Source organism: Pedobacter sp. HDW13, assembly GCF_011303555.1.
Taxonomy (GTDB): Bacteria; Bacteroidota; Bacteroidia; order Sphingobacteriales; family Sphingobacteriaceae; genus Pedobacter.
This window is the reverse complement of the sequence record NZ_CP049868.1, coordinates 2,579,625-2,605,421: the sequence shown is the minus strand read 5'-3', so window position 1 is coordinate 2,605,421 and position 25,797 is coordinate 2,579,625. Positions and strand designations below refer to the sequence as shown.

General features: G+C 39.9%; 18 protein-coding genes and 1 pseudogene. 5 read left to right on the top strand and 14 right to left on the bottom strand.

Annotated features, from left to right (window positions below; all coding sequences use genetic code 11):
- Positions 1–35: 35 nt before the first annotated feature.
- The 9 genes from G7074_RS11020 to G7074_RS10980 form a co-directional block, all read right to left on the bottom strand.
- Complete coding sequence (locus G7074_RS11020) at positions 36–716, bottom strand: peptidoglycan DD-metalloendopeptidase family protein (protein ID WP_233603762.1); 681 nt, start codon at positions 714–716, stop codon at positions 36–38.
- Positions 717–730: 14 nt separating this feature from the next.
- On the bottom strand, positions 731–1,360 hold the full coding sequence (locus G7074_RS11015) for a hemolysin III family protein (RefSeq protein WP_124558140.1): 630 nt from the start codon (positions 1,358–1,360) through the stop codon (positions 731–733).
- 6 nt (positions 1,361–1,366) lie between these two features.
- Positions 1,367–1,744: a 30S ribosome-binding factor RbfA gene (gene rbfA, locus G7074_RS11010; protein ID WP_039472670.1), complete on the bottom strand. Its 378-nt coding sequence runs from the start codon at positions 1,742–1,744 to the stop codon at positions 1,367–1,369.
- A 100-nt stretch (positions 1,745–1,844) separates the two neighbouring features.
- Positions 1,845–3,035, bottom strand: a complete 1,191-nt coding sequence (hflX, locus tag G7074_RS11005) for a GTPase HflX (RefSeq protein ID WP_124558141.1) — start codon at positions 3,033–3,035, stop codon at positions 1,845–1,847.
- 157 nt (positions 3,036–3,192) lie between these two features.
- Positions 3,193–3,975: an indole-3-glycerol phosphate synthase TrpC gene (trpC, locus tag G7074_RS11000; RefSeq protein ID WP_166208395.1), complete on the bottom strand. Its 783-nt coding sequence runs from the start codon at positions 3,973–3,975 to the stop codon at positions 3,193–3,195.
- 122 nt (positions 3,976–4,097) lie between these two features.
- On the bottom strand, positions 4,098–4,685 hold the full coding sequence (locus tag G7074_RS10995) for an aminodeoxychorismate/anthranilate synthase component II (protein WP_124558143.1): 588 nt from the start codon (positions 4,683–4,685) through the stop codon (positions 4,098–4,100).
- Positions 4,672–4,980 (bottom strand): isochorismate lyase, encoded by a 309-nt coding sequence (locus tag G7074_RS10990; protein WP_124558144.1) that lies wholly within the window; start codon positions 4,978–4,980, stop codon positions 4,672–4,674. Before G7074_RS10990 ends, G7074_RS10995 begins: the two co-directional genes overlap by 14 nt.
- Positions 4,981–4,991: 11 nt before the next feature.
- The gene (locus G7074_RS10985; RefSeq protein ID WP_199748254.1) at positions 4,992–6,389 is read right to left on the bottom strand and encodes an anthranilate synthase component I family protein; all 1,398 of its coding nucleotides are present in this window, start codon (positions 6,387–6,389) and stop codon (positions 4,992–4,994) included.
- 688 nt (positions 6,390–7,077) lie between these two features.
- Positions 7,078–7,521 carry a cytochrome B gene (locus G7074_RS10980; protein ID WP_124558146.1) on the bottom strand — a complete coding sequence of 148 codons (444 nt, stop codon included), beginning with the start codon at positions 7,519–7,521 and terminating at the stop codon, positions 7,078–7,080.
- 112 nt (positions 7,522–7,633) lie between these two features.
- Here G7074_RS10980 and G7074_RS10975 point away from each other — a divergent pair, with 112 nt between their 5' ends.
- Both G7074_RS10975 and G7074_RS10970 read left to right on the top strand, forming a co-directional pair.
- A complete protein-coding gene (locus tag G7074_RS10975; RefSeq protein ID WP_124558147.1) occupies positions 7,634–10,654 on the top strand; it encodes an amidohydrolase family protein in 3,021 nt (1,006 codons plus the stop codon).
- Complete coding sequence (locus tag G7074_RS10970; protein ID WP_124558148.1) at positions 10,644–11,960, top strand: amidohydrolase family protein; 1,317 nt, start codon at positions 10,644–10,646, stop codon at positions 11,958–11,960. Before G7074_RS10975 ends, G7074_RS10970 begins: the two co-directional genes overlap by 11 nt.
- 152 nt (positions 11,961–12,112) lie before the next feature.
- Here G7074_RS10970 and G7074_RS10965 read toward each other — a convergent pair whose 3' ends face one another.
- On the bottom strand, positions 12,113–12,481 hold the full coding sequence (locus tag G7074_RS10965; protein WP_166208393.1) for a hypothetical protein: 369 nt from the start codon (positions 12,479–12,481) through the stop codon (positions 12,113–12,115).
- A gap of 803 nt (positions 12,482–13,284) precedes the next feature.
- Here G7074_RS10965 and G7074_RS10960 point away from each other — a divergent pair.
- The 3 genes from G7074_RS10960 to G7074_RS10950 all read left to right on the top strand — a co-directional run bounded on the left by G7074_RS10960 (position 13,285) and on the right by G7074_RS10950 (position 18,542).
- Positions 13,285–16,455: a TonB-dependent receptor gene (locus G7074_RS10960; protein ID WP_199748255.1), complete on the top strand. Its 3,171-nt coding sequence runs from the start codon at positions 13,285–13,287 to the stop codon at positions 16,453–16,455.
- A gap of 101 nt (positions 16,456–16,556) precedes the next feature.
- Complete coding sequence (locus G7074_RS10955) at positions 16,557–18,308, top strand: ABC transporter ATP-binding protein (protein ID WP_124558151.1); 1,752 nt, start codon at positions 16,557–16,559, stop codon at positions 18,306–18,308.
- 18 nt (positions 18,309–18,326) lie between these two features.
- Positions 18,327–18,542, top strand: a complete 216-nt coding sequence (locus tag G7074_RS10950; protein ID WP_124558152.1) for a PLDc N-terminal domain-containing protein — start codon at positions 18,327–18,329, stop codon at positions 18,540–18,542.
- 317 nt (positions 18,543–18,859) lie between these two features.
- Here the strand turns inward: G7074_RS10950 and G7074_RS10945 are convergent.
- The 4 genes and pseudogenes from G7074_RS10945 to G7074_RS10935 all read right to left on the bottom strand — a co-directional run bounded on the left by G7074_RS10945 (position 18,860) and on the right by G7074_RS10935 (position 25,525).
- Positions 18,860–20,181: pseudogene (locus tag G7074_RS10945) on the bottom strand (MFS transporter).
- A gap of 157 nt (positions 20,182–20,338) precedes the next feature.
- On the bottom strand, positions 20,339–22,132 hold the full coding sequence (locus tag G7074_RS10940; protein WP_233603764.1) for a RagB/SusD family nutrient uptake outer membrane protein: 1,794 nt from the start codon (positions 22,130–22,132) through the stop codon (positions 20,339–20,341).
- Positions 22,133–22,256: 124 nt separating this feature from the next.
- On the bottom strand, positions 22,257–22,484 hold the full coding sequence (locus G7074_RS26560; RefSeq protein WP_205944177.1) for a TonB-dependent receptor: 228 nt from the start codon (positions 22,482–22,484) through the stop codon (positions 22,257–22,259).
- Between the two features lie 14 nt (positions 22,485–22,498).
- On the bottom strand, positions 22,499–25,525 hold the full coding sequence (locus tag G7074_RS10935) for a TonB-dependent receptor (protein ID WP_205944176.1): 3,027 nt from the start codon (positions 25,523–25,525) through the stop codon (positions 22,499–22,501).
- Positions 25,526–25,797: the final 272 nt, after the last annotated feature.

The following is a 25,797-nucleotide window of genomic DNA, read 5'->3' as shown; positions in this document are numbered from 1 at the left end:
TTTCTTTGTGTACGCTGTGGTTAAAAATCTTTGCGTTAAGAAAAAGTAGATCTCAAAATAAGCTCCGGATCAGGGCAGTTAGCCAGATACTTTTCCCTTTCGCTAAACTTACACACCCCCGGGTAATCGCCCTTTAAGCCTTGCATATCTTTTATCAGTTGAAAATGAAGATGTGGTGGCCAGCAACCGTTTTCATCCTTATTGCCAAGCTCGGCGAATTTCGTTCCGGCTTTAATAAACATTCCCTCGTCCAGGTGATTTAAAGAATTGAGACTCAGGTGACCATAAAGTGCATTGAATTTATACCCTGCAATATCATAAGCTAAAATAATGGTTGCACCGTAATCTCCAAAGTTATTGTTATTGGCAAAGCTCTGAACAGTTGCATCGTAGAAATTGTATATCGGCGTTGCGGCCGGAGCCCAAACATCTACTCCCAAATGCAGCCTCCGGGGTTCTTCGCCGGTATCAAAATGTGCACTGCGCGAATATATGGTGCGGTGTTCGTTATAACCACCAATGCCGTACCTCGTGTTATTTAGCTTAAGTTTTTCTTCAATCCAAGCCGTGAACCGATCAATATTATCTAAAATATCGTTACTAAGTTCGGTATTGGCAGCGGTAAAATCCAAGGCTAAAAGTTGATCAAGTGCCGGATCGAAATCCACAACCCTGTGGATCAAGTCACGGTTGGCTGCAATTACCTGTTCAAGCATATGCATCAGAAAGTTTACTTAAAAATATAAACGTAATTGTAAATGTAGTGCGATAACGCTCCGCCAATTACAAACAAATGCCAAAGTTCATGACTGTGCATCCACTTAGATAATTGTTTGTCTTTTGCATAATAGTAAGTGCCGCCAATGTAAAAAATACCGCCTAAAAGCAGCCAACCTACGGCACCAATGGGCAGTGTACCCAACATTTTTTGAAGTAAAGGTACAATTAAACAACCCATTAAAATATAGATTGATAAAGACATGGCTGTGGATTTTAACCGGTTAAAGATTTTTAGCAGACAGCCTACAATGGCAATAATCCACACAATAGCGAAAAGGCTCCAGCTTAACCAGTCATCAAAAACCAGTAAAGCTGTTGGGCTGTAAGAGCCAGCTATCATAAGGTAAATACAGCAATGGTCGAATTTCTGCCAAAACCGCACACCGTATTCCGTTGTCGGGTAACCGTGATACATCGCACTTACCCCGAATAGAATAAAAGTACCGATACTATAAATCCAGGCGGCAGTATGTTCAATTGGCGTATTGCATTTCTGAAGCAAAAAGTACCCTGCCGGAATTGCAATCAAAGCCGGTATAAAGTGTGTGAAGAAATTAACAGGTTCCCTTAGCTTCCTCACAGAAAATTATTCGCTGTCTTCGTCCTTTTGTCTGGGTTCTTTTGCAATCTTATCAAAAAGATGATCCATACGCTCTACGTATTCGTTGGTATCATCTACAAAGAAAGTCAGTTCGGGTACAACCCTTACCTGATGGCGGATTCTGCTACCCAGTTTATATCTGATCTCACCCGCATGTGCATTAACGGTATTGATAGAAAGCGTGGTATTATTGGTATTAAAAAAGCTCAGGTAAACCTTTGCCACTGCCAAATCGGGCGAAACCCTTACGCGGGTAATGGTAACCAATGTATTTGGCAAAAATGAAGCCCCTTCGCGCTGAAAAACCTGTGCTAACTCCTCTTGTAATACTCCTGCAAATTTCTGCTGACGTTTACTTTCCATATTGTATTTGTCTATCGTTATTGCGCTTTTACGAACCAAACCATACAGGTTTTTAAAACCCGCAAGGTTTATTTTGTCCACCGCAATGACGGGGTTTTATCTAATAAAGTAAATTGCTATCGTAAGGGTATCTCGCCACATGCGCAGCTTTAACCTTATCATACAATAACGTTTTAAATTCTTCTATATTCTCTTTTTGTGTGGCTGAAATAAACAGCACCGGCACTTTGCCATGGCTCATCCAGCTGTTTTTAAAATCTTCAAGCGTCAGTTTCCCATCTTCATCACCCTCCTCTACCTCTGGCGAAACATAGGCATCAATTTTATTAAAAACCAGGATCATGTCTTTATCAATTGCGCCAATATCTTTTAAAGTTTCGTTAACCGTATTGATCTGATCTTCGAAATTTGGATGCGAAACATCTACCACATGAACCAACAAATCGGCTTCCCTAACTTCATCCAATGTAGATTTGAAACATTCTACCAAATGGTGAGGAAGTTTGCGGATAAATCCAACCGTATCAGATAACAGGAAAGGCAGGTTCTCGATCACAACTTTACGAACAGTCGTATCTAAAGTAGCAAACAGTTTATTCTCTGCAAATACTTCCGATTTCGAGAGCATGTTCATGATGGTCGACTTACCTACGTTGGTGTAACCTACCAAAGCCACCCTAATCAACTGACCACGGTTTTTGCGCTGCGTTTCATTCTGCCTGTCGATATTTCTAAGGCGTTCTTTTAATAAAGAGATTTTATTTAAAATGATCCTTCTGTCGCTTTCAATCTGGGTTTCACCCGGCCCACGCATCCCGATACCACCTTTCTGGCGCTCCAAGTGCGTCCACATACCTGTTAGGCGTGGCAATACGTATTGTAACTGGGCCAGCTCTACTTGTGTTTTGGCCTGAGCAGTTTGAGCCCTGTTGGCAAAAATATCGAGAATTAAATTGCTGCGATCTAATACTTTAACCCCTAACTCGCGGTCTATGTTGCGTAGTTGCGATGGCGATAATTCATCATCGAACACTACAGTATCAATTTCTTCTGATTTTACATACGCTTTAATTTCTTCCAGCTTACCGGTGCCCACAAAAGTGGCACGCTCTGGCTTAAGCATTTTTTGCGTAAAAACCTTCTCCACCTTCCCACCGGCTGTATCTACCAAAAAGGCCAGCTCATCTAAATATTCTTTGGTTTGGGCTTCCTTTTCGCCGGGAGTAACCACCCCCACTAAAATTGCCCGTTCCTGCACAACGGCAGTATCATAAAATTTTTGTTTTCCCATGTAATTGATACAAAGATACAAAATTTGCAAACGTGTAAATCCATTAACAAACCATGTGGATGCAATAAAAGTTTTTAACGCAATGAAATGGAAAAGTAACCCACTGAAAGTTGCTTTAGCTCTTCCAAACCTCAGGGGTTTTAAAAATCTGTGAGGTTTATAATCCGGCTACAAATTGCTGAATGGCAAGACCTGGATTATCGGTTTTCATAAAGTTTTCGCCAATTAAGAAACCATTAAAACCAGCTGTTTTCAATTCTTTAATGGTTTCTGTATTGCTGATGGCACTTTCGGAGATTTTTAAAAACTCATTCGGAATCTTATTCACCAAATCGAACGAGGTTTGGATATCAACTGTAAAATCGGCCAGGTTCCGGTTGTTTACCCCAATTGCATCTAAATTAGGCGAAATACTTCTTTCCAACTCTTCGAGATTATGCACTTCTAAAAGCACATTTAAACCCAAATCATGAGCAAACTTGCCAAAATCATTAATCTGTTGCGGCGTTAAAATCGAGGCAATTAATAAAATAATATCTGCTCCCCAGGCTTTAGCTTCAAGGATCTGATATTCATCAATCATGAAATCTTTTCTCAGAATCGGGATATTGTTTGCTGCCCGTGCTGCAACAAGATCTGCTGTTTTACCGCCGAAAAAATCAACATCGGTTAGTACTGAAAGAGCCGATGCACCTGCATTGTTGTAAGCCTGCGTAACTTCAGCTACATCAGCCACTCCGTTAATTAATCCTTTTGAGGGCGAACTGCGTTTAAACTCGGCAATAATACCAGTACGATCTTCGGCCAGCAAGAACTCTTTAAAAATATAAGGGGTTCGGTTAAAATGTACCGATTTTTCTAAATCCTGCATCGAAACTAGTGCTTTAGCAGCTGCGATTTCTTCTCTTTTACGAAGTACGATTTTATCTAAAATATTCATTTTTTTCTAATCCGTATTGCTGATCCGATAGCTATCGGATTTGTTTCAGCACCTAAAATTTAATTAATTCCAGTCAATTGATATCCTGAAGAAAGTTCAGGATGACGACCGGTGAATAGACGCTAGGGGTTCGGGGCTGTTAACCAATTTTCCATCATCTGTTTGCCATACTCTGTAAGCACGCTTTCGGGGTGGAATTGCACACCACGCACATCAAGCGTTTCGTGCCTTAAGGCCATAATTTCATTCTTATGGTCGCGGGCCGTAATTTTTAAGCATGTAGGAAAGTTCTCTTTACTTACTACCCAGCTGTGGTAACGCCCAACATTTATCGTTTGCGGGCATTCCCAGAACAATGGCTCATCGCCATCTACTACAGTAACCGGAGTAGCAATTCCGTGCATTGGCCTGCCCAGGTTAAGTAAGGTACCACCAAAAACTTCGGCAATGGCTTGCTGTCCTAAACAAACACCAAAAATACTTTTGGTTGAGGCATAAGTTTTAATTACATCTAAAAGTAAACCAGCCTCTTCAGGGATGCCCGGTCCTGGTGAAAGTAAAATTTTATTGTATTTATCTACATCTGCTAAATCGAATTTATCATTTCTCCATACTTCGGCCTCATAACCAACTTCGTTAATTAAGTGAACCAAATTATAGGTAAAACTGTCGTAATTATCGATTACCAGAACTTTATTATTTGTTTCCATTTTCAATATTCCAATTTTTTATTTCCTCACTGATAAAATAGTTTACCAGATCTCTGTATACTTTTTCAATAATATCGGGGTTCAAACCAGCTGCATCCGCCCAATCCCGTCTTTGTAAAAGCATATTTTTAAATCTTTCGGGAGCTTTAACAGCCTCTTCGTTTACTTTAAATTTTGAAGCTGCTTTTACATATTTAAATCTTTCCCCGATCAATTGAATAACCTGCTGGTCGATAGCATCAATAGCAGACCGGATTTCATTTATATCTTTACAGCTTTCTGGCGAATCTATCATTTTTGCCCTGGCTAAATACTCACTGCCATCTCTATTGCTTTACGCAATGCGGCAATTTTATTGTTTACTTCCTGCATTTCGGTTTCAGGTACCGAATCGGCCACAATACCTGCTCCTGCCCGGTAATGCAGTTCGTTATTCTTACTCATGAAAGTCCTGATCATGATCGCATGGTTAAAATCTTCGTTAAAGCCCATAAAGCCAATTGCGCCGGCGTAGAAATTACGGCCAAGCTTTTCATTTTCATCGATCAACTGCATGGCTTTATATTTCGGCGCTCCACTTAGCGTACCCGCAGGGTAAGTATCGGCCACCACCTTAAAGGCACTTACGTTTTCCTGCAAATGACCGCTAACCTTGCTTACCAAATGGATCAGGTGCGAATAGTATTGTACTTCTTTAAACGATTTTACCTCTACCCGGTTACAATGCCTGCTCAAATCATTCCGGGCCAAATCAACCAGCATCACATGCTCAGCACTTTCTTTCGGATCTTGTTCTAACTTTCTGGCTTGTTCAGCATCTTCAACGTCATTACCACTTCGTTTAAAGGTACCGGCAATGGGAAAAATATTAGCAGAATTGTTTTTAATGGTAATCTGTGCTTCTGGCGACGAGCCAAAAAGCTTGAAATTACCGTAATCGAAATAAAACAAATAAGGCGATGGGTTTATAGAACGCAGGCAACGGTAAACGTTAAATTCATCTCCCGAAAAAGCTTGTTTAAAAGCGCGTGATGGCACAATTTGAAAAACATCACCACGGTAAATATGTTTTTGCAGTTTTTCTACCAGATCCATAAAACCCTGATCGGTCAGGTTTGAAGATTCTTCACCTCTGGTCTGAAATTTATATTCGGGATAGTTTTTGTTCTGGATTAGGTATTCCATTTTCTCCAGGCCACCTTCTTCTTCACCTTCGAAAGTATTTTTGAAAAGGGTAATTTCATTTTTAAAATGGTCGATAGCAATAATATACCGGTAAAGGTGATATTGCATTTCGGGGATTTCCTCTCCTTCCGGCGTTTCAGAAACAAATTTGATATCTTCAAAATGCTGCACGGCATTCCAGGTAAAATAACCAAACAGGCCGCTCGAAATGAATTTGATTTCAGGCAGTTCTGTTTCTTTAAACTTATCCTTAAAATCGGCAATTTCATCAATCAGGTTCTTGCTTTCGGTAATTTCAACAACTCCATCAGGAAAATAGGTTTCCAGTCGTGAACCTTTTAAAATGATACCAGCAACAGGATCCGCGCATACAAAACTCATCGAGTTTTCGCGACTGTGATAATCCGAACTCTCCAGTAAAATGCTGTTTGGATATACATCGCGCAGGCGCAAATAAATGCTTACTGGTGTGGTGGTATCGGCAAGTAGTTTTTTGTAAGTTGTATTTATTTTATACATGATTTTACAGTGTGGTTATTGCTTCGTGCATTGCAACAACGGTTAAATTATTTTTTTTAACAATAAAAAGCCCGGCGTGTGGTTCTACGCCGGGCTTTAATGGTTCTTTAATAAGGTTTAGGTTGATAAACTATATTTTTTTCATACGCAGCCAGCGCAATCCGTTTTCGAATTACTTTGCCAAAGCCATGTGTGTATATTGTTGATCATGAGCCACAAAAATATAAAGAATTTTGAAAAAGCGAAATATTTATAAAAATAATTGAGCAAACGGTTAATTATTTTGAGAGAATGATACTTTATAAGCCTAATCATTTTAACCGCAAAGGTCGCTAAGGGAGGCGCAAAGTAGGCAAAGGTTAATCATTCAACATTTAAGAAATGTAAGGGAATATAAGTGGTAAGCTATCTGCGAGCAAATCAGCGAAATCTGCGGGAACCTACTTCAAGTTGTCATCCTGAGCGCAGCGAAGGATCTCTAACATAGCAAAGATTATTGTTCACATATGGAGCTCTTCTCTTTCAGATGCTTCATTGCATCGAGTATGACAGCTTAACAAAAACGGAGTGATTTACTTTAAAGATTTCTTGGCTACGTTGCACTTCGCTCGAAATGACGGTGCTTTTAAAACAAAAAATCCCGCTCTTATAAAGCAGGATTCTATATTAATTCGCAAAAAATATCTTATTAAGAAACTCCAAAAAACGATCTTCCGGGAACTGCTTTAACCATCAATAAAATAGCCACAATAATCAGAATCAGGGCCAAACTGAAAAACACAGCAATGGTGCGGTGTTTGGCAACAGAGTCTGCTACTTTTTTCGATCTGGCATTACCTACCGTAATCAAAATGATTGCAATAATCATCATAGCAGTATGCTCTGCTTTAAAATACCTTCCAACAGCCTCGCTCATTGGCAATTTTGTTAAAGGGCTTAAAAAGTACAACACCAAGCCAATCAACAATTGGATATGTGCACTAATCAAAGTAAATACATTTAGTTTGCGGTTACCTTCTGTGTATGTTTTATTCCCAAACCAGCCCGATAATGCATTTATTACCGCGATAACCAATAAAATTAATACGATGTAGCGCCATCCGGAGTGCGCAGATTTTAAGATATTGTACATTTTTCTAAAATATGTTTAATCAAAAGTAGGCATTAATTGTAAAAAATAGGTTATTCTGCAAAATGAACGCTTATTTATATTAGTTTTAAACAAATTAAAATCTAAACTTATTATGAAGAAAATTTTACTCGCCCTTGGGTTGGTATTTTCTGCTACATTTCTGTTTGCACAGCAAACAACCTTCCCTGTTAACGGCTCTTTTGATACCAGACCTGGAATGTTTGCCTTTACCAACGCAACTATAGTAGTAAATGCCAATCAAACCTTAACAAATGCTACCCTTTTAATTAAAGGACAAACTATTCAGGCTGTTGGAGCCGGCTTAGCTGTGCCTAAAGGTTATGTGGTGGTCGATTTGAAAGGAAAATTTATTTATCCATCGCTGGTAGATGCCTTTACCAGCTACGGCATTAGTGAAACGCCAGCCGCGCAACGTGGTTTTGGCGGTCAGCGCCAATCTATTTTTGTTTCGACTAAAAAAGGGGCGTACGGTTGGAACGAAGCCATCAGACCCGAAACTTACGTCAAAAATATTTTCTCAACCGATAGCAAAAAAGCCGACGAGTTGCGTAAAGTAGGTTTTGGAAGTGTAAATGTAATTAACCGTGATGGTATTGCCCGTGGTGTTTCGGCAGCAGTAACCTTAAACGAAGGTGCCGATAACAATGTAATCCTGAAAGATCAAACCGCAGCCAATTATTCATTCAACAAGGGTACATCATCAAACGATTACCCAACTTCGTTAATGGGTTCGATTGCTTTATTGCGCCAAACTTATTACGATGCCCAATGGTATGGCAAACAAAAAGATGAGTACAATATCTCCTTAGATGAATTCGGCAAACAACAAGCTATCCCACAAATTTTTGAGGTAGATGGCTGGCAAAATATTCTCCGCGCCAATAAAATAGGCAAGGAATTTGGCAAGAGTTATATCATCAAATCTACGGGCGATGAATATCAGCGCATTAACGAAGTTAAGGCTACAGGGGCAAGTTTAATTATCCCTTTAACTTTCCCCAAAGCTTACGATGTGGAAGATCCTGCCGAGGCCAGAAATGTGAGTTTATCGCAAATGAAAGGCTGGGAGCTGGCACCTACCAATCCGGCAGCATTAGAAAAAGCAGGGATTAAATTTGCTTTAACCACTTTTGGATTAGAAAACAGCCGCGACTTTTGGGCGAACATCCGCACCGCCATCGAAAACGGTTTAACCGAAAAGCAGGCCTTACAATCGGTAACAGAAGTACCAGCTTCCCTACTGGGTATTAGCGACAAAGTAGGCTCACTCGAAAAAGGAAAAGTGGCCAACTTTTTAATCTCATCCGATAACCTGTTTAAAAACACCAATATTATCTTCGAAAACTGGGTGCAGGGCAAACGTTTCATTGTAAACAAAATGGATGTGAGCGATGTGCGTGGCACTTACAACCTCAATGTTGATGGTGTTGGTGCATTAACCCTTAAAATTACAGGTACAGGCGGTGGTTCGGCCGCAGCCATTGAAAGAACTGGTGCTGATAGCGTAAAAACCACTGCAACCTTTACCAGAAATGGCGACTGGGTAAGCATTAACTTCAATTTAAAGAAAAACCCTAAAGGCGATATTCGCTTAAGTGGTTACATTACTTCGGCCAATCCCATTACCATAAAAGGCGAATCGGCACTGGCCGATGGTACTACAGGCAAGTTTACCGCAACCTATAAAGAAGCGGCAAAAGAAACGCCTAAAAAGGACGAGCCTAAATCAACATTAGCCATTGGCCCGATAATTTATCCTTTTACTGCATTTGGCGCAACAGAGCTGCCTAAACAAGAAACAGTATTGATTAAAAATGGCACCGTTTGGACGAATGAGAAAGATGGCATTCTGCAAAATGCTGATGTACTTTTAGAAAACGGAAAAATTAAGGCCGTAGGTAAAAACCTATCGGCAAACGGAGCTAAAGTAATTGATGCTACTGGCAAACACATTACTGCTGGTATTATTGATGAGCATTCGCACATTGCAGGTGCGGGAGGTATCAACGAAGGGGCACAATCGGTTTCAGCCGAAGTACGCATTGCCGATATCATTAACTCAGAAGATGTAAATATTTATCGCCAGTTAGCCGGTGGAGTAACTACTTCGCACATTCTGCACGGCTCGGCAAACCCGGTTGGTGGCCAGTCGCAATTGATTAAACTGCGCTGGGGTAAATCGCCTGAGGAATTGAAATTTGTAGGTGCTGATGGTTTCATCAAATTCGCACTCGGCGAAAACGTGAAACAAAGTAACTTTGGTACAGGTGCACGTTTCCCGGTTACCCGCATGGGTGTTGAGCAAACTTTTGTTGATGAATTTACCCGCGCAAAAGAATATGCCAAAGCCCTTTCGGTAAAAGGTAACAGCGTACGCCGCGATTTAGAATTAGATGCTATTGTAGAAATTTTAAACAACAAGCGTTTTATTACCTGTCACTCTTATGTGCAGAGCGAAATCAACATGCTTATTCACGTAGCCGATAGCTTAGGTTTTAAAATCAACACTTTTACGCACATTTTAGAGGGCTATAAAGTGGCCGATAAAATGAAGGCACATGGTATAGCAGGTTCTACTTTCTCTGATTGGTGGGCTTATAAAAACGAGGTTGCTGAGGCAATCCCATACAATGGAAAAATTATGCACAATGTAGGTGTTACCACTGCCTTTAACTCTGATGATGCCGAGATGGCCCGTCACTTAAACCAGGAGGCTGGAAAATCGGTATTATACGGTAATGTGCCTGAAGAGGATGCTTTAAAATTCGTAACCTTAAATCCAGCCAGAATGCTTCACATTGATGATAAAGTGGGCAGTTTAAAAGCTGGTAAAGATGCCGATGTGGTGATTTGGACGGCCAATCCACTTTCTATTTATGCCAAAGCAGAAAAAACCTTTGTTGATGGCGTTGCTTATTGGGATCTTGATAAAGATGCACAGGTGATTAAAGCCCAACAGGTAGAAAAAGCCCGTTTGATCCAAAAAATGTTGGAAAGCAAAAGCAAAGGTGGCCGCACACAACGCCCAATGGGTGATGCACCACGCCTTTACAATTGCGAAACCTTAGAAAACTATTCAGCAGAATTAACCGAGAAAGAACATGCACACTAAACAATATTTATTCAGTCTGGCTTTATCGGCAACAAGTCTGATGTGCTTTGCCCAGGCCAACATTTCGCCTGCAAAAAAACAAAGCAAAACCATTGCCATTACAGGTGCTACGGTGCACGTTGGCAATGGAACCATAATCGAAAATGGCACCATTCTTTTTGGCAATGGAAAAATTATTTCGGTTACAGCCAATGGGCAGGTACCGCAGGATGATGTAATGCGCATTGTAGCTACGGATAAACACATTTATCCCGGTTTTATTGCCGCAACCACCAACCTTGGTTTAACAGAAATTGAAGCAGTAAAGGCTACCTTGGATTTTGAAGAGATTGGCGATTACAATTCGCACATCCGTTCTATTGTGGCCTACAATACTGATTCAAAGGTTCCCGCAACTTTACGTAGTAATGGTATTTTAATGGCACAGCCAACCCCGCAAGGCGGTACCGTTTCAGGAAGTTCATCAGTAGTACAGCTCGATGCATGGAACTGGGAAGATGCCGCATTAAAAACTGACGATGCCATGCACATGACCTGGCCGGTTACCCCACGTTTTAGAGGTGGCTTTGGTGGTTTCGGCCGTCCCCAGCAATCGCCCGAAGCTTTAGCAGAAAGAACTCAGGCAGCCATTGCACAGTTAACCTCTTTCTTTGCCGAAGCTAAAGCCTATGCTGAAATCAGCAAGCCCGAAGTAATCAACACCCGTTTCGAAGCCATGAAAAAGGTTTTTAAAGGCGATGAAAAATTATTTATTGCAGCCGATAGTCAGAAAGATATTGTTGCTGCAGTAAATTTTGCCAAAAAATTCGGCATTACCCCGGTTATTACCGGTGCTGATGAAGCTTATCTGGTAATCGATTTCTTAAAAGACAACAACATCACCTTAATAGTTAAGCAGCCTCATGCCTTGCCCAACAATAATGATGACGATGTTAACATGCCTTATAAAAACGCAGCCGTACTGGCCAATGCAGGTTTAAATGTGGTATTAAGTATAGATGGTTACTGGCAACAACGCAACCTGCCTTTTATGGCCGGTACTGTTACTGCCTGGGGATTGGATAAGGAAAAAGCCTTATCTACCATTACTTTAAATGCTGCTAAAGCTATGGGGGTTGATAAAACCACTGGCAGTATCGAAACCGGCAAAGATGCCACTTTCTTTATTTCTGCCGGCGATGCATTGGATATGCGTACCAACAAAGTTGAGCAGGCTTTTATTCAGGGCAGGGATATTAACCTCGATAACCTACACAAACAGCTGGACAAGAAATTTAGCGATAAATATACAGCGGATAAGAAATAGCAATTGTTGGGTTAACTGGTTAATTGTTTAAATCGGTTAATTGTTGGATTGCTGCATAGCAAACTGCCTATTATTAACTGCCAATTGCTAACTGAAAACTGTGCATACAGTTAACTGTAACTGTTAGTACCCAAAAATACAACGGCCGATATTCATTTATCGGCCGTTTTTTGTTTGAGCAGTGTTTGGTCCTCGTTTGTAACGAGGATGAGTGAAATATGCTCCAATGCAGGGATTAATTGTTGATCGGGCAGCCTTTCTAATTTAGTGGCCGATGTTCTAAGCGCATCAAACAGTATAGTATCCCCAATTTCCAAAGCATGGATTTGGGCCAGGGCAGAGTATTTAACCGCACGGCCAATAGCTGAGCTTGCTGCCTGATATTTTGTTGCCGTAGCTCCGGTGCTTTTTACGCCGGCGCTATTGATGGCTGCATTAATGCTTTTCACATCCTCCTCAATTTCGTCAACAATTTTACTGAATACGGCCTGCTCAGACCAGATTGATTTGTTTGCATGCAATACCTAAAATGTTACATTAGCCATTGTTAGGTAATTCTCTTCTTTTTGTGTCATGTTTTGTTTGTAGATAAATCTTATTAATGTTTTTTTATTGATCAATGTGTTGTTCAAAAGCCACACACCAATGTTTTTATGCAAGAGTTATATGTTTCATTGTCATAGTCGATTGTTTGTACTGCAGCCTGCTTTGCTAACCTACCAGCACCAATTGTTTTGCTTCCACCATGCTATGCTGGGCTTCCTGTATTAATTGTTTCGTTGCAGTAGTCAATTGGTCATCACACACATTGTTAAATTTCGCTGCCACTGAGGATTGGTCAGCAGCAAGCATTAAAAAATATAAAATACCATGCTGAAGCTTTTATACCTCTGCATTATCATTGTGGGATGTTGGGCTTTGAGAGCCCTTTTTAGGGTGGGTTTTAGGCCATAAAGGGCCTGGGAAGGAAACATTGCCTTGTGCCATTAACAAATTTATATGGCTTATCAGCAGATAACTAAATTAATAATTATTAATAAAAAATAAAAGCAATTAAAAATTTTCAGCGTCCAATACACTGCAAAAAGAAACTCAGCTAACATTAGTTTAACACCAGCCCCCCTTACTTAATTGGCCTGATGTATTTATTTTAACAATTGCCTTAAAACCTAACTATTCCTAAACCATTTCATAATATAGAATCCAATTCTGCTTAATACTACATTAACATCTTTGTCATCATAAAAAATCAGAAACTAATCATGATGACCTGCGTGGCAGATAAATAACGCCTGGCAGACATCCAATTCTTAAAAAAACGATGATGAAAAATTTACTTATTGCAGTGTTGCTGCTGCTGTGTTGTACCCATAATGCAGTGCTGGCGCAAACCACACAGGCATCTATTTCAGGTATCATTACCGATCAGCAAAAGAAACCTATTCCTGGAGTTTCGGTACAGATCAGAAACAACTCTACTGGTTTTACCACCAGAACCTCAACCAATGCACAGGGCGAGTACACTTTTAAAGAACTTCCTTTAGGTGGTCCTTATACTGTAAAGGCCATTTATATCGGCTATGCTGAGCAAAACAGAACAGGCTACATGTTAAATCAAGGTGATGCCGTACGTGTTGCCATTAACATGCAAGAAAGCGCCCAGATGCTTGATGGAGTAGAAGTTAATGGATCTTCATTAAAAAATAAGGTTCAGCAATTTGGTGCCTCTACAGAGATTTCGTCGAAAACCATGAATTTATTGCCGGTAAACGGCCGTAACTTTTCAAGCTTAACAGATTTATCTCCTTTGGCTGGTCCGGGTGGTATTTCTGGTCAGTTAGGTTCTTCTACCAACTTCACCATTGATGGTATGACCGCCAAAAACCCAACTTCGGCAGGTAGTACAACCAGTCGTAGTGGTGCGCCATACTCCATTTCTATTGAAAGTGTTAGGGAATTTAAAGTAGTAACCAATCAGTACGACGTAAGTTTAGGCCGTTCTGGTGGCGGTACAATCAGTGCTGTAACTAAATCTGGTACAAATCAAATTACAGGTAGTGCTTTTGCTTATAACCGGGCCGATTTCCTTGCGAGTAAGTATGACATCAGAGGCAACAGAAGAACTAATGATTTTTCAACTTATCAGTATGGTTTTAGCTTAGGCGGCCCGATCATTAAAGATAAATTACATTATTTTGCAGCTTGGGATCACCAAAGAGATTCGCGTCCATTAATTATTGCTGATATTAACTCGGATGCGGATGTTGCCCGTTTCAACATTACAAATGCCACATTAAATAATTTCTTAGCTGTTGCAAGATCAAAATATGGTGTAGCCAACACGCCACAATTTGGTTCTTTCGATAAAAAGCGGGGAACTGATGCCGGTTTCTTACGTTTGGATTGGCAAATTGATGAAAAGAATTTATTAACGGTTAGGGATAACTATACCAACGATAGAAATCCGCTGGGATTGGCGGATAATACGGCTATCAACTTTTATGAAAGTTACGGTAATGATAAAAACGTTGATAATAGTTTATTGGCTACCTTACGTTCAACCATTAGTAGCAAAGTTACCAATGAATTAAAATTGCAGCATTTGTACACCTACCAGGCCAGTACGCAAAATGATGAATTAGGTTTTGCTATACCAAGAGCGGTAGTTTCTAACTTACAATCTACTACCCCAGCTGGCAATTTATTAACAGCTGTTCAAATTGGTGGTCACCGCTTCGGACAAGAAGGCTTTACCAATAACGTTTTCCAATTGGTAGATAACTTATATTATAACACAGATAAAATTAAATACACTTTTGGTGTAGATATCATGTACACCCATGCAAAATCATTGTATGGCAGTGAAGTAAATGGTCGTTTTACGTTTAACAGATCAGGCACTGGAGCAACCGATCCAACCGCGCTACAAAACTTCGATAATTTATTACCAATCAGTTATTACAGAGAAGTTCCGTTAGTTGCTGATCCAACTGTTGTAGGCAAGTTATGGAATACTGCAATTTACGGCCAGATGCAAACCAAACTAGGTAAAGGCTTAGACTTTACAGGTGGTTTACGTTTAGATTATAGCAAGTACCCAACATCACCATTAAATCAACAATTATTTGATGCTATCGGTGTAAGAACAGATCATGAGTTAAAACAATTTTTAATTCAGCCCCGTATCCAGTTTAACTGGGATGTTAATGAAAACCATACCGACTACCTTCGCTTAGGGGCAGGTATTTTCGGATCGGATGTTAACAACTATGTAACCATTAACAACTTAACATTTGATGGTAAACATTTAGCTACAGTTGATGTTACTGGCACGGGCGTACCAACTCCAAACTTTATCGGCTATAGAAACGGAACCGCTACAGCACCAACCCTACCTGCATTACAAATCCCTACCATAAACACCTATGCTGATGATGCGAAAGTACCAGTGGTTTATAAAGCCAACCTATCATACAACAAATTGATAAATGATAAAATACGAATAGGTATTACGGGTTATGCAACTTTAGCACGTAACAACTATATGTATGTGGATCGGAATATGGTTGCCAATCCTTTCTTCACCTTATCAAATGAAGGAAACAGGGGAGTATTTGTACCATCAAGCTCAATTAATACAGGTAATGGCAATACAGATTGGAAATTGGGCCGTTTAACCAATCAATTTGGCCGTGTACTGGAATTGAATAGCAAAGGTAAAGTAAATCAATTTGCTGTTGTTATAGATGGTACCTGGAAATACTTTAAAGATGGAGAAATTACGGCAAGCTTTACCTGGAATGATACTAAAGACAACACATCTTATAACGGTAATGTGGCCAACTCAGCTACCTTATCATTGCCTGTGATTGATGACCCAAGAAACTTAAGTAAAATGAGTTATTCGAATGGTCAATTTAGAAACAAGGTAGTAGTATACGGCACATTACCATCATTCTATGGTATTAAAGCCGGAATTCGTTATTCGGGTATTGGCGGCACCAGATATAGTTTACTATCGGGTGGAAATACCAATGGTGATTTCGTGGCAACAAACGATTTAGCCTATATCTTCGACAGATCAAATACCAATGTACCAGCTGCACTTAGAACTGGTTTACAAACCTTATTGGATAATGGCGCTGCAAGCCAGAGTTTGAAAGATTATATCACTAAGTATGAAGGTACCTTTGCTGAGCGTAATGGTGGTATAAATGGTTTCTATGGTACAATTGATTTAAGATTAGCTTATCAGATTAAATTCGGACGTGGTCAAAAACAAAGCATTGAAATTTCTGGCGATTTGTTTAACGTAGCCAATTTGTTTAAGAAAACCTGGGGTACTTCAGAAACTTTAGGTACGCAGGCATTATATGCGGTTACAGGTTTTGATGCGGCTACTTCTAATTACAACTACCGCGTAAACAATACCGGTATCGTTATACCAACAGGTAATCCTTGGCAGGCCCAAATCGGTTTACGCTACGGTTTCTAAACTACATTTAGCTAAGTTTCTTAGCTTAAAGTCATAAAAAAGGGGAATGGATTTTTATCCGTTCCCTTTTTTTATGTTTGTATATAAAACAACAAAACTTAATGGGATTATTACTCAACTACCTGAAAAGCCACAAATGGATTGTGGCCTTAGCGTTATTGCTTGCAGGTTTAAATATTGGCTTTTCTTTAATGGATCCGCTTATTACCGGAAAAATTCTAGATCGCTTCATCAACAAAAAAAACACCTTAACTTATGCCGAATACCTTTGGGGTTCAGTAGGGTTAATCGGCCTCGCTATCGGAGCAGCAATGGTATCGCGCATTGCCAAGAACTTTCAGGATTACTTTACCAGCGTTATTGTACAAAAGGTTGGTGCAAAAATGTATGCCGATGGTTTGCAACACTCGCTAAAACTACCTTACCAGGTTTTCGAAGATCAGCGCAGTGGCGAAACTTTAGGTATTTTACAAAAAGTACGTTTAGATTCTGAGAAGTTTATCACCGCATTTATCAGTATCCTTTTTGTAAGCTTAATCGGAATGGTGTTCGTAATTGTGTACTCATTTACGGTAAGCTACAAAGTTACCCTGGTTTATTTTTCGGCTATCCCGATTATCAGTTTCGTAAGCTGGTTCTTAAGCCGTAAAATCAAAACCATTCAGCGTGCCATTGTGGGCGAAACCACTGCTTTAGCTGGCTCTACTACCGAATCGTTAAGAAACATTGAACTGGTTAAAAGTTTAGGCCTGGCCGACCAGGAAATCGAAAGACTTAACAAAACCACTTACAAAATACTTGGGCTAGAACTCAAAAAAGTAAAGTACGTACGCAGTATGAGCTTTGTTCAGGGCACTACGGTAAACCTGGTACGTAGTACCATGGTGCTGGTGCTGTTGTTACTTATTTTCGACAACACCATTTCTGCCGGACAATATTTAACGTTTTTATTTTATTCGTTCTTTCTTTTCGGGCCGCTACAGGAATTGGGCAATGTAATTTTAGCCTGGAGAGAAGCTGAAGTTTCGCTGGGTAATTTTAAAAAGATTTTAAGTACACCTATTGATAAGAAACCCGAAAACCCAACTTCGATTCAAAAAATTAAAGATTTAACTTTTAATGCGGTTGGTTTTAAGCATCAAACGGCAAACAGAAATGCTTTAGAAAACATTTCTTTCAAAACCCACAACGGCCAAACCATTGCTTTTGTTGGTCCGTCGGGCTCCGGAAAAACGACTTTAGTAAAACTATTGGTTGGGCTATACCCGGCAAAAGAGGGTGAAATTTTATACAATGGCATTTCAAGCAACAAAATTGATTTAGATGCCTTACGCGAAAAAATCGGCTTTGTAACTCAGGACACACAACTGTTCTCGGGTACAATAAGGGAAAACCTGTTATTTGTAAACCCTATGGCAACTGATGAGGAATGTTATAAAGTTTTAAATCAGGCCGCTTGTCAAACATTACTGGCACGTGCCGATAAAGGTTTAGATTCGTTAATTGGCGAAGGTGGCGTAAAGGTTTCTGGTGGAGAAAAACAGCGTTTATCCATTGCGCGGGCACTGTTGCGTCAACCTGATATTCTGGTGTTTGATGAAGCAACTTCATCTTTGGATTCAATTACCGAAGAAGAAATTACCAAAACTATCCGCTCAGTTTCCGATTTAACAGATCACATTACCATTTTAATTGCCCACCGTTTATCGACCATTAAACATGCCGACCAGATTTACGTATTAGAAAAAGGCCACATTATTGAGCAGGGCAGGCACGAAGAACTAATTGCACAAAATGGCTTGTACCAGGCCATGTGGCGCCAACAAATTGGCGAAAGAGTTGTTGAAGCTTAAGGTAATAAATGTTTTAAAATGTTATTAGCAGAAATCAGTAGTAACCAGGTGGCCTTATTTATAATTTTACCGGCCATTTTATGGCTGGCATTAATATTGGTAGCCCTTTATCATATATCCAGAAACAGTGCAATGGGTTTTAGCGTCAAGGTGTTGTGGTTTATCATTATCCTGTTGGCTCCATTTTTGGGCTCGCTTATTTACCTCATGTGGGGCAAGAATAAGAAGTTTTGAAAAAGTGTAATTTTTGATAACACATTGAAAAGGTCCGTATTTCCACGGACCTTTTGTTTTTTATCGATTTGATTTATTTTTTGCCACAGATAAACGTGGATTTACATCATGCTGTCCTTTTCATCGCCGTCATCTCGACCGGAACATAATGGAGTGGAGAGATCTATCTCGAGGTAGATTTCTCAACTTCGTTCGAAATGACGGTAACTTTTAGGAGTTATTTACGAAAACGTCTTTGTTAATCATTTTGATTTTTATGCAGTAAATTAATCCTCTACTGCCATGGTTCGTGTCCACACGAACCATTTTACATGTCATTAAACAACTTTTGTAGTCTGTTCGTTAATATCCTGCAAACTTAACTTCGTTAACGATTTTGTTTTTAACCAGGTAATACCAGCAATAGCCAAAGTCATACTTCCGCCAAAAACCACGGAAGGGATTGTTCTCATTAATTTCGCTGTTAGCCCTGATTCAAATGCGCCAATTTCATTTGACGATCCAATAAACATGCTATTTACAGCCGATACGCGACCACGCATTTCATCAGGTGTTAGCAATTGCATAATGGTTGATCTGATGATTACACTTACACTATCAAATGAGCCTTCTAAGAATAAAAAGAACAAGGTAAGGTAGAAGTTTTTAGATAAACTCCAGCAAATAATGCTGATTCCGAAACCTGTTACAGCGATTAACAAATTTCGCCACGGCTTATTCATGGGTGAAAAACGGGTCATTGCAAGCATGGTAAATACCGAACCTGCTGAAACTGCTGCGCGCATAAAGCCTAAACCTTCAGGTCCAACCTTTAAAATATCGTTGGCAAATACAGGTAATATGGCAACAGCGCCACCAAAAAACACAGAAAAGAGATCCAGACTCATGGCCCAAACCATCATTTTGGTTTTAAACACAAAATTTATCCCTTTCAGTAAGCTTTCCTTAATATTTTCTTTCGGCACAAATTGGGGAGGATGCACTTTTAAAAAGAAGATGCAAATCAAGGCAGTAAACACGAATGAAATAATCACAAGATAAGTAACCGTGATACCAAAAAAACCGTAAATCATTCCCCTAAAGCTGGCCCTAAAATAGAAGCCATCTGCCAACTCGAACTGCTCCATGTACTTGCATTTGGATATAACTCTTTTGGTAAGATCTGAGCCATCAAAGAAAATGTAGCAGGGCCGAAAAAACCACGGGATATTCCCATCCCGAATACAAGCACATACATAATTAAGGCAATAAGGTTTACCTTCAAATTAAATAAGGTAAAAATGATATCGAATTGTTGCAACTTAAACTGAGGAAGTGTTACCAACAGCATAATTAACGTACAAAGAAATACCCCACCAAATATCTTGAGCAGCAGTCCTCTTTTTTCGCTTTTATCAGCTACATAACCTCCATAAAGCGCTATTCCAATTGCTGGAATGGCTTCACACAAACCTACAAAACCCAAAGCCAATGGATCTTTGGTAATGTGATAAATATAGATTCCAAGAACTACAGCCTGCATTTGATAGGCAAAAGTAAAGAAAAAACGCATGCCCAGGTAAGAGCGGAACTCTCTATAACGAAGTGCTGCGTAAGCATCTGGTTTTACAATAACCGAATTGGGGTCTGAATCTGCCACAGAAAAAAGTTTATCTGCAAAACTACGCGATGAAAATTTAAATCTGCCACCTGCTTTAAATTTTATGGAACCTCTTTTTTATTTATGAAATTATAATGGCATAAACAATAAAACCCGATGAGTATGATACTCATCGGGCTTCTTTTACTAAAAGAACTTAATAACCTGGGTTTTGCTCCAGCAGATTATTCTTGTTTATTTCGTCCCGGCTAAATGGTCTGAAATAAAGTTTATTGTCCCAGCTTCTGTTTTCCTGTGCATTCTCTTCTACCGGGCTATAGGTATAATCGTAAACAGTATTATCATAATGGTAAGGGGCCGACATGGTTTTGCCTGGCTTAAATTTACCGGTAACTTTAATGTAAGTAACTTTTCTACCTAGTGTTTCGCCTGCAATTAACCACCTGCGGGTATCGTGGTAACGTTGTTCCTCATAAGCCATCTCAATACGGCGTTCATGGCGGTATACTTCTCTCAAACCAGCCTGATCAGTAGCCGTAACAGCTGGCATCCCTGCTCTAAAGCGGATTTTATTTAACCAGTTTGTGGCATTTGTTAATTCACCCAACTCAATGCTGGCTTCAATATAATTAAATGCTGCTTCGGTGTATCTAAAAAATGGCCATGGAATAGTTTGAGGTGCAGAGGCATCAACAATAGTTGGATCCGGATCGATAAATTTATGGTAGTAATAACCTGTCCAGCTGCCGTTCCAGTTTTCGATAGAGCTTCCTCTCGTATCTAGTCCTTTAAAGTCCGTTACACTTCCGTTACTCAACAAATCATATATGCCCGTCTGGATCTGACTGGCTGGATCAACATTTCCTGATGCTTTATCACGAGGCTTCCATCCTGCACCATCATACAAAATAGTAGCATAAAAACGTGGATCTCTGTTTTGATATGGGTTAGCTTTCTGCGTAGCGTTAGCCCAGCTAAACTTGCTCCCGTCATTCATTTCATAATCATCTACCAACAAACCTATTGGCGTATTACCCGCCCAATTGTGGTAACCATTTGGCCCGTTTTGCTGTGCATGCCTGTTGTTGCTCTGGGTAATAAAATAACGGGCAAAAATCAATTCGGAAGCTGCAGCAGCATCAATACCCTGTGCTTTACTTCCCCCTCCCATGGCAATACTTTTAAAGTTCGCTTGTCCATCTGCAAATGATTCGCGAGCTAAAAGCGTAAACTTATAGCCTTTATTAGCATCTAAAACTGCTTTTGCAGCTGTTTGAGCCAGTTTATAACGATCTGTTTGATTACCTGAGGCATAAGAAAGAAAATCTAATTTCTGGGCTGGTATTCCGGTAATTTTCGCGGTAAGTTTAGCCCGGTCGTGCAAGTCACTTGCGGCATAAATCAACACCCTCGATTTAAGGGCCAAAGCAGCAAGTGCACTGGTACGTCCCTTATCCAGTGTTTTACCCGTTAATAACCTATTGGCTTCCTCGCAATCTTTAATAATAAAGTTTACGCACTCTTCGTAAGTATTACGCTTTACATTGTAATTATCGTCGAGCACATAAGTTTTTGTGATTAATGGTACCGCACCGTAATATCGCAAGAGCTGCTGATAAAAATAAGCCCTTAAAAAATAGGCTTCGCCTAGTAACTGGTCTTTTAAAGATTGACTTGTAAGCGAATTATCACCTCCTGTTATCTTTTCGATTGTGATATTACAAGCCCTGATACGGTTATACATTTGCTTATAAGCCCAGGTATCATCTACCCAACCTAGGGTTGAAGGGTTGATTGTAGCGTTATTCACCAAATCTATTCCCCTGGTAGGGTGTGTAAACATGGCTTCATCCGAAACAGATGCCAGCATCTGCTCAGAAAAACCGCCGTTTCCCAAACCATTATAAATATCGTTAACAAACGCCTGTGCAGTTGCGGGATCTTTCCATACCGATTCGGCTGGTACCTGGCTAGGTGAATCTACGTTCAAAAAATCTTTTTTACATGCAAACGCAAAAAGGCTGACTAAAACCAGTAGATACAAGTTTCTATTTTGAATTTTTACTTTTATATTTTTCATCTCTTCTTTGTAATTGATAAACAGCTATACATTATTAAAAAGCGGCTTTAATTCCCATATTAATTACCCTTGCCTGAGGATAATACTGTCCGCTTGAATTAGTTGATTCAGGATCCCAGACTTTAATCTTATCGAGTGTAAATAGGTTAAGTCCATTTGCATAAACCCTAACACTGTTTAAGCCGATTTTTTCTACCCAACCAGTAGGTAATGTATAGCCCAGTTCAACATTTTTAAGCCTGATGTAATTATTACTTCGCAACCAATAGGTATTGTTTAATGCATTGTTGCTATCGGTATAATAGGTAGCCCCCTGTTTGATAGACGCGGATTTACCGAACTTGGATTATCAATACTCCAGCGGTTCAGATACGACCATTCTAAGAAGTTACCAATATCGCCCGACTCGGTTAAACCAACAATCTGCATCCCGCCTGTAGCTCCTTGAATTAGCACTGATAAATCGAATCCTTTATATTGAAGGTTAAAGTTTACACCGCCCGTAAATGTTGGGGTGCCATTTTTATCCAAACGGATCTTATCATCTGCATTGATTTTACCATCACCATTAATATCCTTGAACTTCATGTCGCCAGGACGCAGGTTATTGGTTAAGGCACTATAATTTAATTTATTGGCACTAATTTCTGCCTGATCCTTAAAAACGCCATCATAATCGTACACTAGCCATGAGTTGGTAACCCTACCCGTTGAACGCTGCCATTCAGGAGCACCGGGGGTTTCATCCCAGAATACGATTTTGTTTTTAGCATACCCTCCATTTACACTCACGCCAAAATTTAAATCGCCAACCTTATCATTGTAGCTTAACTTAAATTCAAAACCTTTGTTATTTACCTTTCCTAAGTTAACAGGCGGCAAACGATCGGTTATACCAGAGCTTTCCGGAACCGAACTACCTCTGCTAATGAGAATATTTGTACGTTTATTATAGAAGTAATCGAACTCAAATGACAATTTATTATTTAGAAACGACGCGTCTAAACCAATGTTGGTATTATTGGCCACTTCCCATCCAAAATCGAAATTAGGCACCTTACCCTCAGACAATGTCTTGGTAACCAAATCATTGAAAATATAGGTCCCAAAATTCATTAAACTAAGGTATTGGTATTCCTGCAGGGCATCGCCAAAATAAGCTTCAGCACCCATCTGACCGTATGAAGCTCTGACTTTTAAATTGTTTATAAAGCTAACATTGTTTTTAAAGAAGTCTTCTTCTGATAAGCGCCAGCCCACTGAAACACCTGGAAAGAAACCAAAACGCCTGTTGGTTGGAAAAATATAAGACCCATCGACGCGCCAAAGAAATTCAGCCAGGTATTTTTCTTTATAGTTATAACCAGCTCTTCCGAAATAGCTTAAACGTGCTCTGTTAAAAAGGTTGTTAGGGTCGCCCGAATTATTACCTAACGATTGTTCTCTTTCATCACCTGCTAGTAATTCCTGAACAGAGGTTGAAATAAAGTACCTTCTAAATGCGGTAAAGCCATCGTTTGCCACTTTTTCCCGCGTAACCCCAGCCATTAATCCAATGTTATGATCACCGAATTTCTTATCATAATTGATCATTCCGGTTAAGTTAATGGCCAATTGCCCTCCTGCCGTTTCCCTAAGTCTGGGGTCGGTATATTGAGAACGTACGGTCCCCGCAAGCACAGGTGTTACACCATCAGCTTCGAAGGTTTTCTTATCCCAATCGTAAAGTGTCCAGGGCAATTGCCAGTTTTTTTGTCTGCCTGAATACTTATCAATAGCTGCAGTTCCAGTAACTTTTAAGCCTTCAACACCCGGAATTTTAATTTCAACTTTACCTGTTGTTTGAAAATAATCCCTGATGTCTTTATTGTAGCCTGTTAAATCTGTGGTAGAAACCACCGGATTATAGCCGTATTCGATATCTCTACCTGGCTTTCCATTAGGCCATATGGCTATTTCCGTAGGTCTTCCCCGCATCAGAAACCTGAAAATATCACCGGCCCCAACGGTAGGAAAGTTACGGTTTTCCTCGCGCGCGGTTACGCCCAAAGTTGTAGTAATGTATTTGCTTAATTTGGCTTCGAGGTTAAAACGCATATCGTACTGCTGATAACCAGTAGCAGAATTTTTATAATATCCATCTTGATCCAGATAACCCAGAGAAACCAGATACTTCACATTTTCACTTCCTCCGTTAATTTGAACATTGTGCCTTTGTTGGGGCGACCAGGTTTGAAATACAGTTTTAAACCAATCTGTATTTGGGTAGCGCAATGGATCAGAACCATCACTTAATTTCTGAATCTGACCTGGAGTATAAGCTGCATTAATTGTTTTTCCGCCTGTAGATAAATAAGTGCCATTGGTTTTAAAGCTGTTCCATGCTGCACCCCATTCACCTGGATTAAGATCCGAACCAAAAATATTCAGTTCGTTTAATATCTCTGCATACTGGGTCGAGTTAGCCATTTTTGGTATTCGCGTTGGTTGTTGTAAGCCATAGCTAAAATCGTACGAAAACTGGGGTTTACCCGATTTACCCAGTTTTGTAGTGATGAGGATTACCCCGTTTGCCGCCTGCGAACCATATATAGCTGCTGATGCATCCTTTAAAACCGATACACTTTCTATATCGTTGGGATTAAGCCTTTCAATGCCCCCTGCCCGGTTAGGAATACCATCAATCACAATTAATGCGTTATTATTTCCAAGCGAGTTAATACCGCGAATCCGGATGGTAGAACCATCATAACCCGGTTCACCACTGCCTTGTAAAGCAGTAACACCTGGTAAACGCCCGGCCAGCGAGTTGGTTAAATTTACTGATGAGGATTTGGCCAACTCTGTTCCCTTAACTGCCGCTACTGCTCCAGATACAACGGCTTTCTTTTGAGTGCCATAACCCACTACAACTACTTCCGACAGGTTTTGATTGTTTTCTACTAAGCGAATGTTAATATTGGTTTGGTTTTTTACCTGAACCTCCTGGTCTATATAACCAACGTATGTAAAAACCAGGGTTGCATCTTCAGGCACTTTGATGCTAAATTTACCGGCACCATCTGTTACCGTAGTGGCCGTTCCACCTTTCAATTTAACACTTACTCCCGGAATTGGCCCCTTACCATCAGTAACCTGCCCCTTCACAATAATATCCTCAAACGGAACCTTATAATAATTTGGTTCTTTTTTGATTGATAATGTTGCAGCGGATGTGCTTGATAAAGGGGGGAAAATGAGACAACCACCGAACATCAGAAAGATGCTGCTTTTGGTAAAAGCTCTCCATAGACTTTTTTTCATAGATTTTTAGTTTTCGGTTAGATATTTATTGTAATTATTTAATGCATTTAATATATAGACTAAATACAATTCTTGCGTACATTACCAATTACTGAAACAGATGACTACATAGCCAAAACAGCTATTACCTAAAAGGCATTAAATATCATCAATCGCAGCAAAAACTATCATTAACCTCATTAAAACCTTTAAAAAATATGCTTATCATGCATAAAAAGGCTTTAAAACAACTGTGTATGGCCCGCCCGGAAGTGGACTTGTCAGTTTGACAG

Excerpts from the sequence above, each read along its gene's own strand:
- trpC (WP_166208395.1), bottom strand. The coding sequence starts at position 3,975 with ATGAATATTTTAGATAAAATCGTACTTCGTAAAAGAGAAGAAATCGCA.
- G7074_RS10980 (WP_124558146.1), bottom strand. The coding sequence starts at position 7,521 with ATGTACAATATCTTAAAATCTGCGCACTCCGGATGGCGCTACATCGTA.
- G7074_RS10970 (WP_124558148.1), top strand. The coding sequence starts at position 10,644 with ATGCACACTAAACAATATTTATTCAGTCTGGCTTTATCGGCAACAAGT.
- G7074_RS11020 (WP_233603762.1), bottom strand. The coding sequence starts at position 716 with ATGCTTGAACAGGTAATTGCAGCCAACCGTGACTTGATCCACAGGGTT.
- G7074_RS10975 (WP_124558147.1), top strand. The coding sequence starts at position 7,634 with ATGAAGAAAATTTTACTCGCCCTTGGGTTGGTATTTTCTGCTACATTT.
- G7074_RS10935 (WP_205944176.1), bottom strand. The coding sequence starts at position 25,525 with ATGAAAAAAAGTCTATGGAGAGCTTTTACCAAAAGCAGCATCTTTCTG.
- G7074_RS10990 (WP_124558144.1), bottom strand. The coding sequence starts at position 4,980 with ATGATAGATTCGCCAGAAAGCTGTAAAGATATAAATGAAATCCGGTCT.
- G7074_RS10955 (WP_124558151.1), top strand. The coding sequence starts at position 16,557 with ATGGGATTATTACTCAACTACCTGAAAAGCCACAAATGGATTGTGGCC.
- rbfA (WP_039472670.1), bottom strand. The coding sequence starts at position 1,744 with ATGGAAAGTAAACGTCAGCAGAAATTTGCAGGAGTATTACAAGAGGAG.
- G7074_RS10995 (WP_124558143.1), bottom strand. The coding sequence starts at position 4,685 with ATGGAAACAAATAATAAAGTTCTGGTAATCGATAATTACGACAGTTTT.
- G7074_RS10960 (WP_199748255.1), top strand. The coding sequence starts at position 13,285 with ATGAAAAATTTACTTATTGCAGTGTTGCTGCTGCTGTGTTGTACCCAT.
- G7074_RS10950 (WP_124558152.1), top strand. The coding sequence starts at position 18,327 with ATGTTATTAGCAGAAATCAGTAGTAACCAGGTGGCCTTATTTATAATT.
- hflX (WP_124558141.1), bottom strand. The coding sequence starts at position 3,035 with ATGGGAAAACAAAAATTTTATGATACTGCCGTTGTGCAGGAACGGGCA.
- G7074_RS10985 (WP_199748254.1), bottom strand. The coding sequence starts at position 6,389 with ATGTATAAAATAAATACAACTTACAAAAAACTACTTGCCGATACCACC.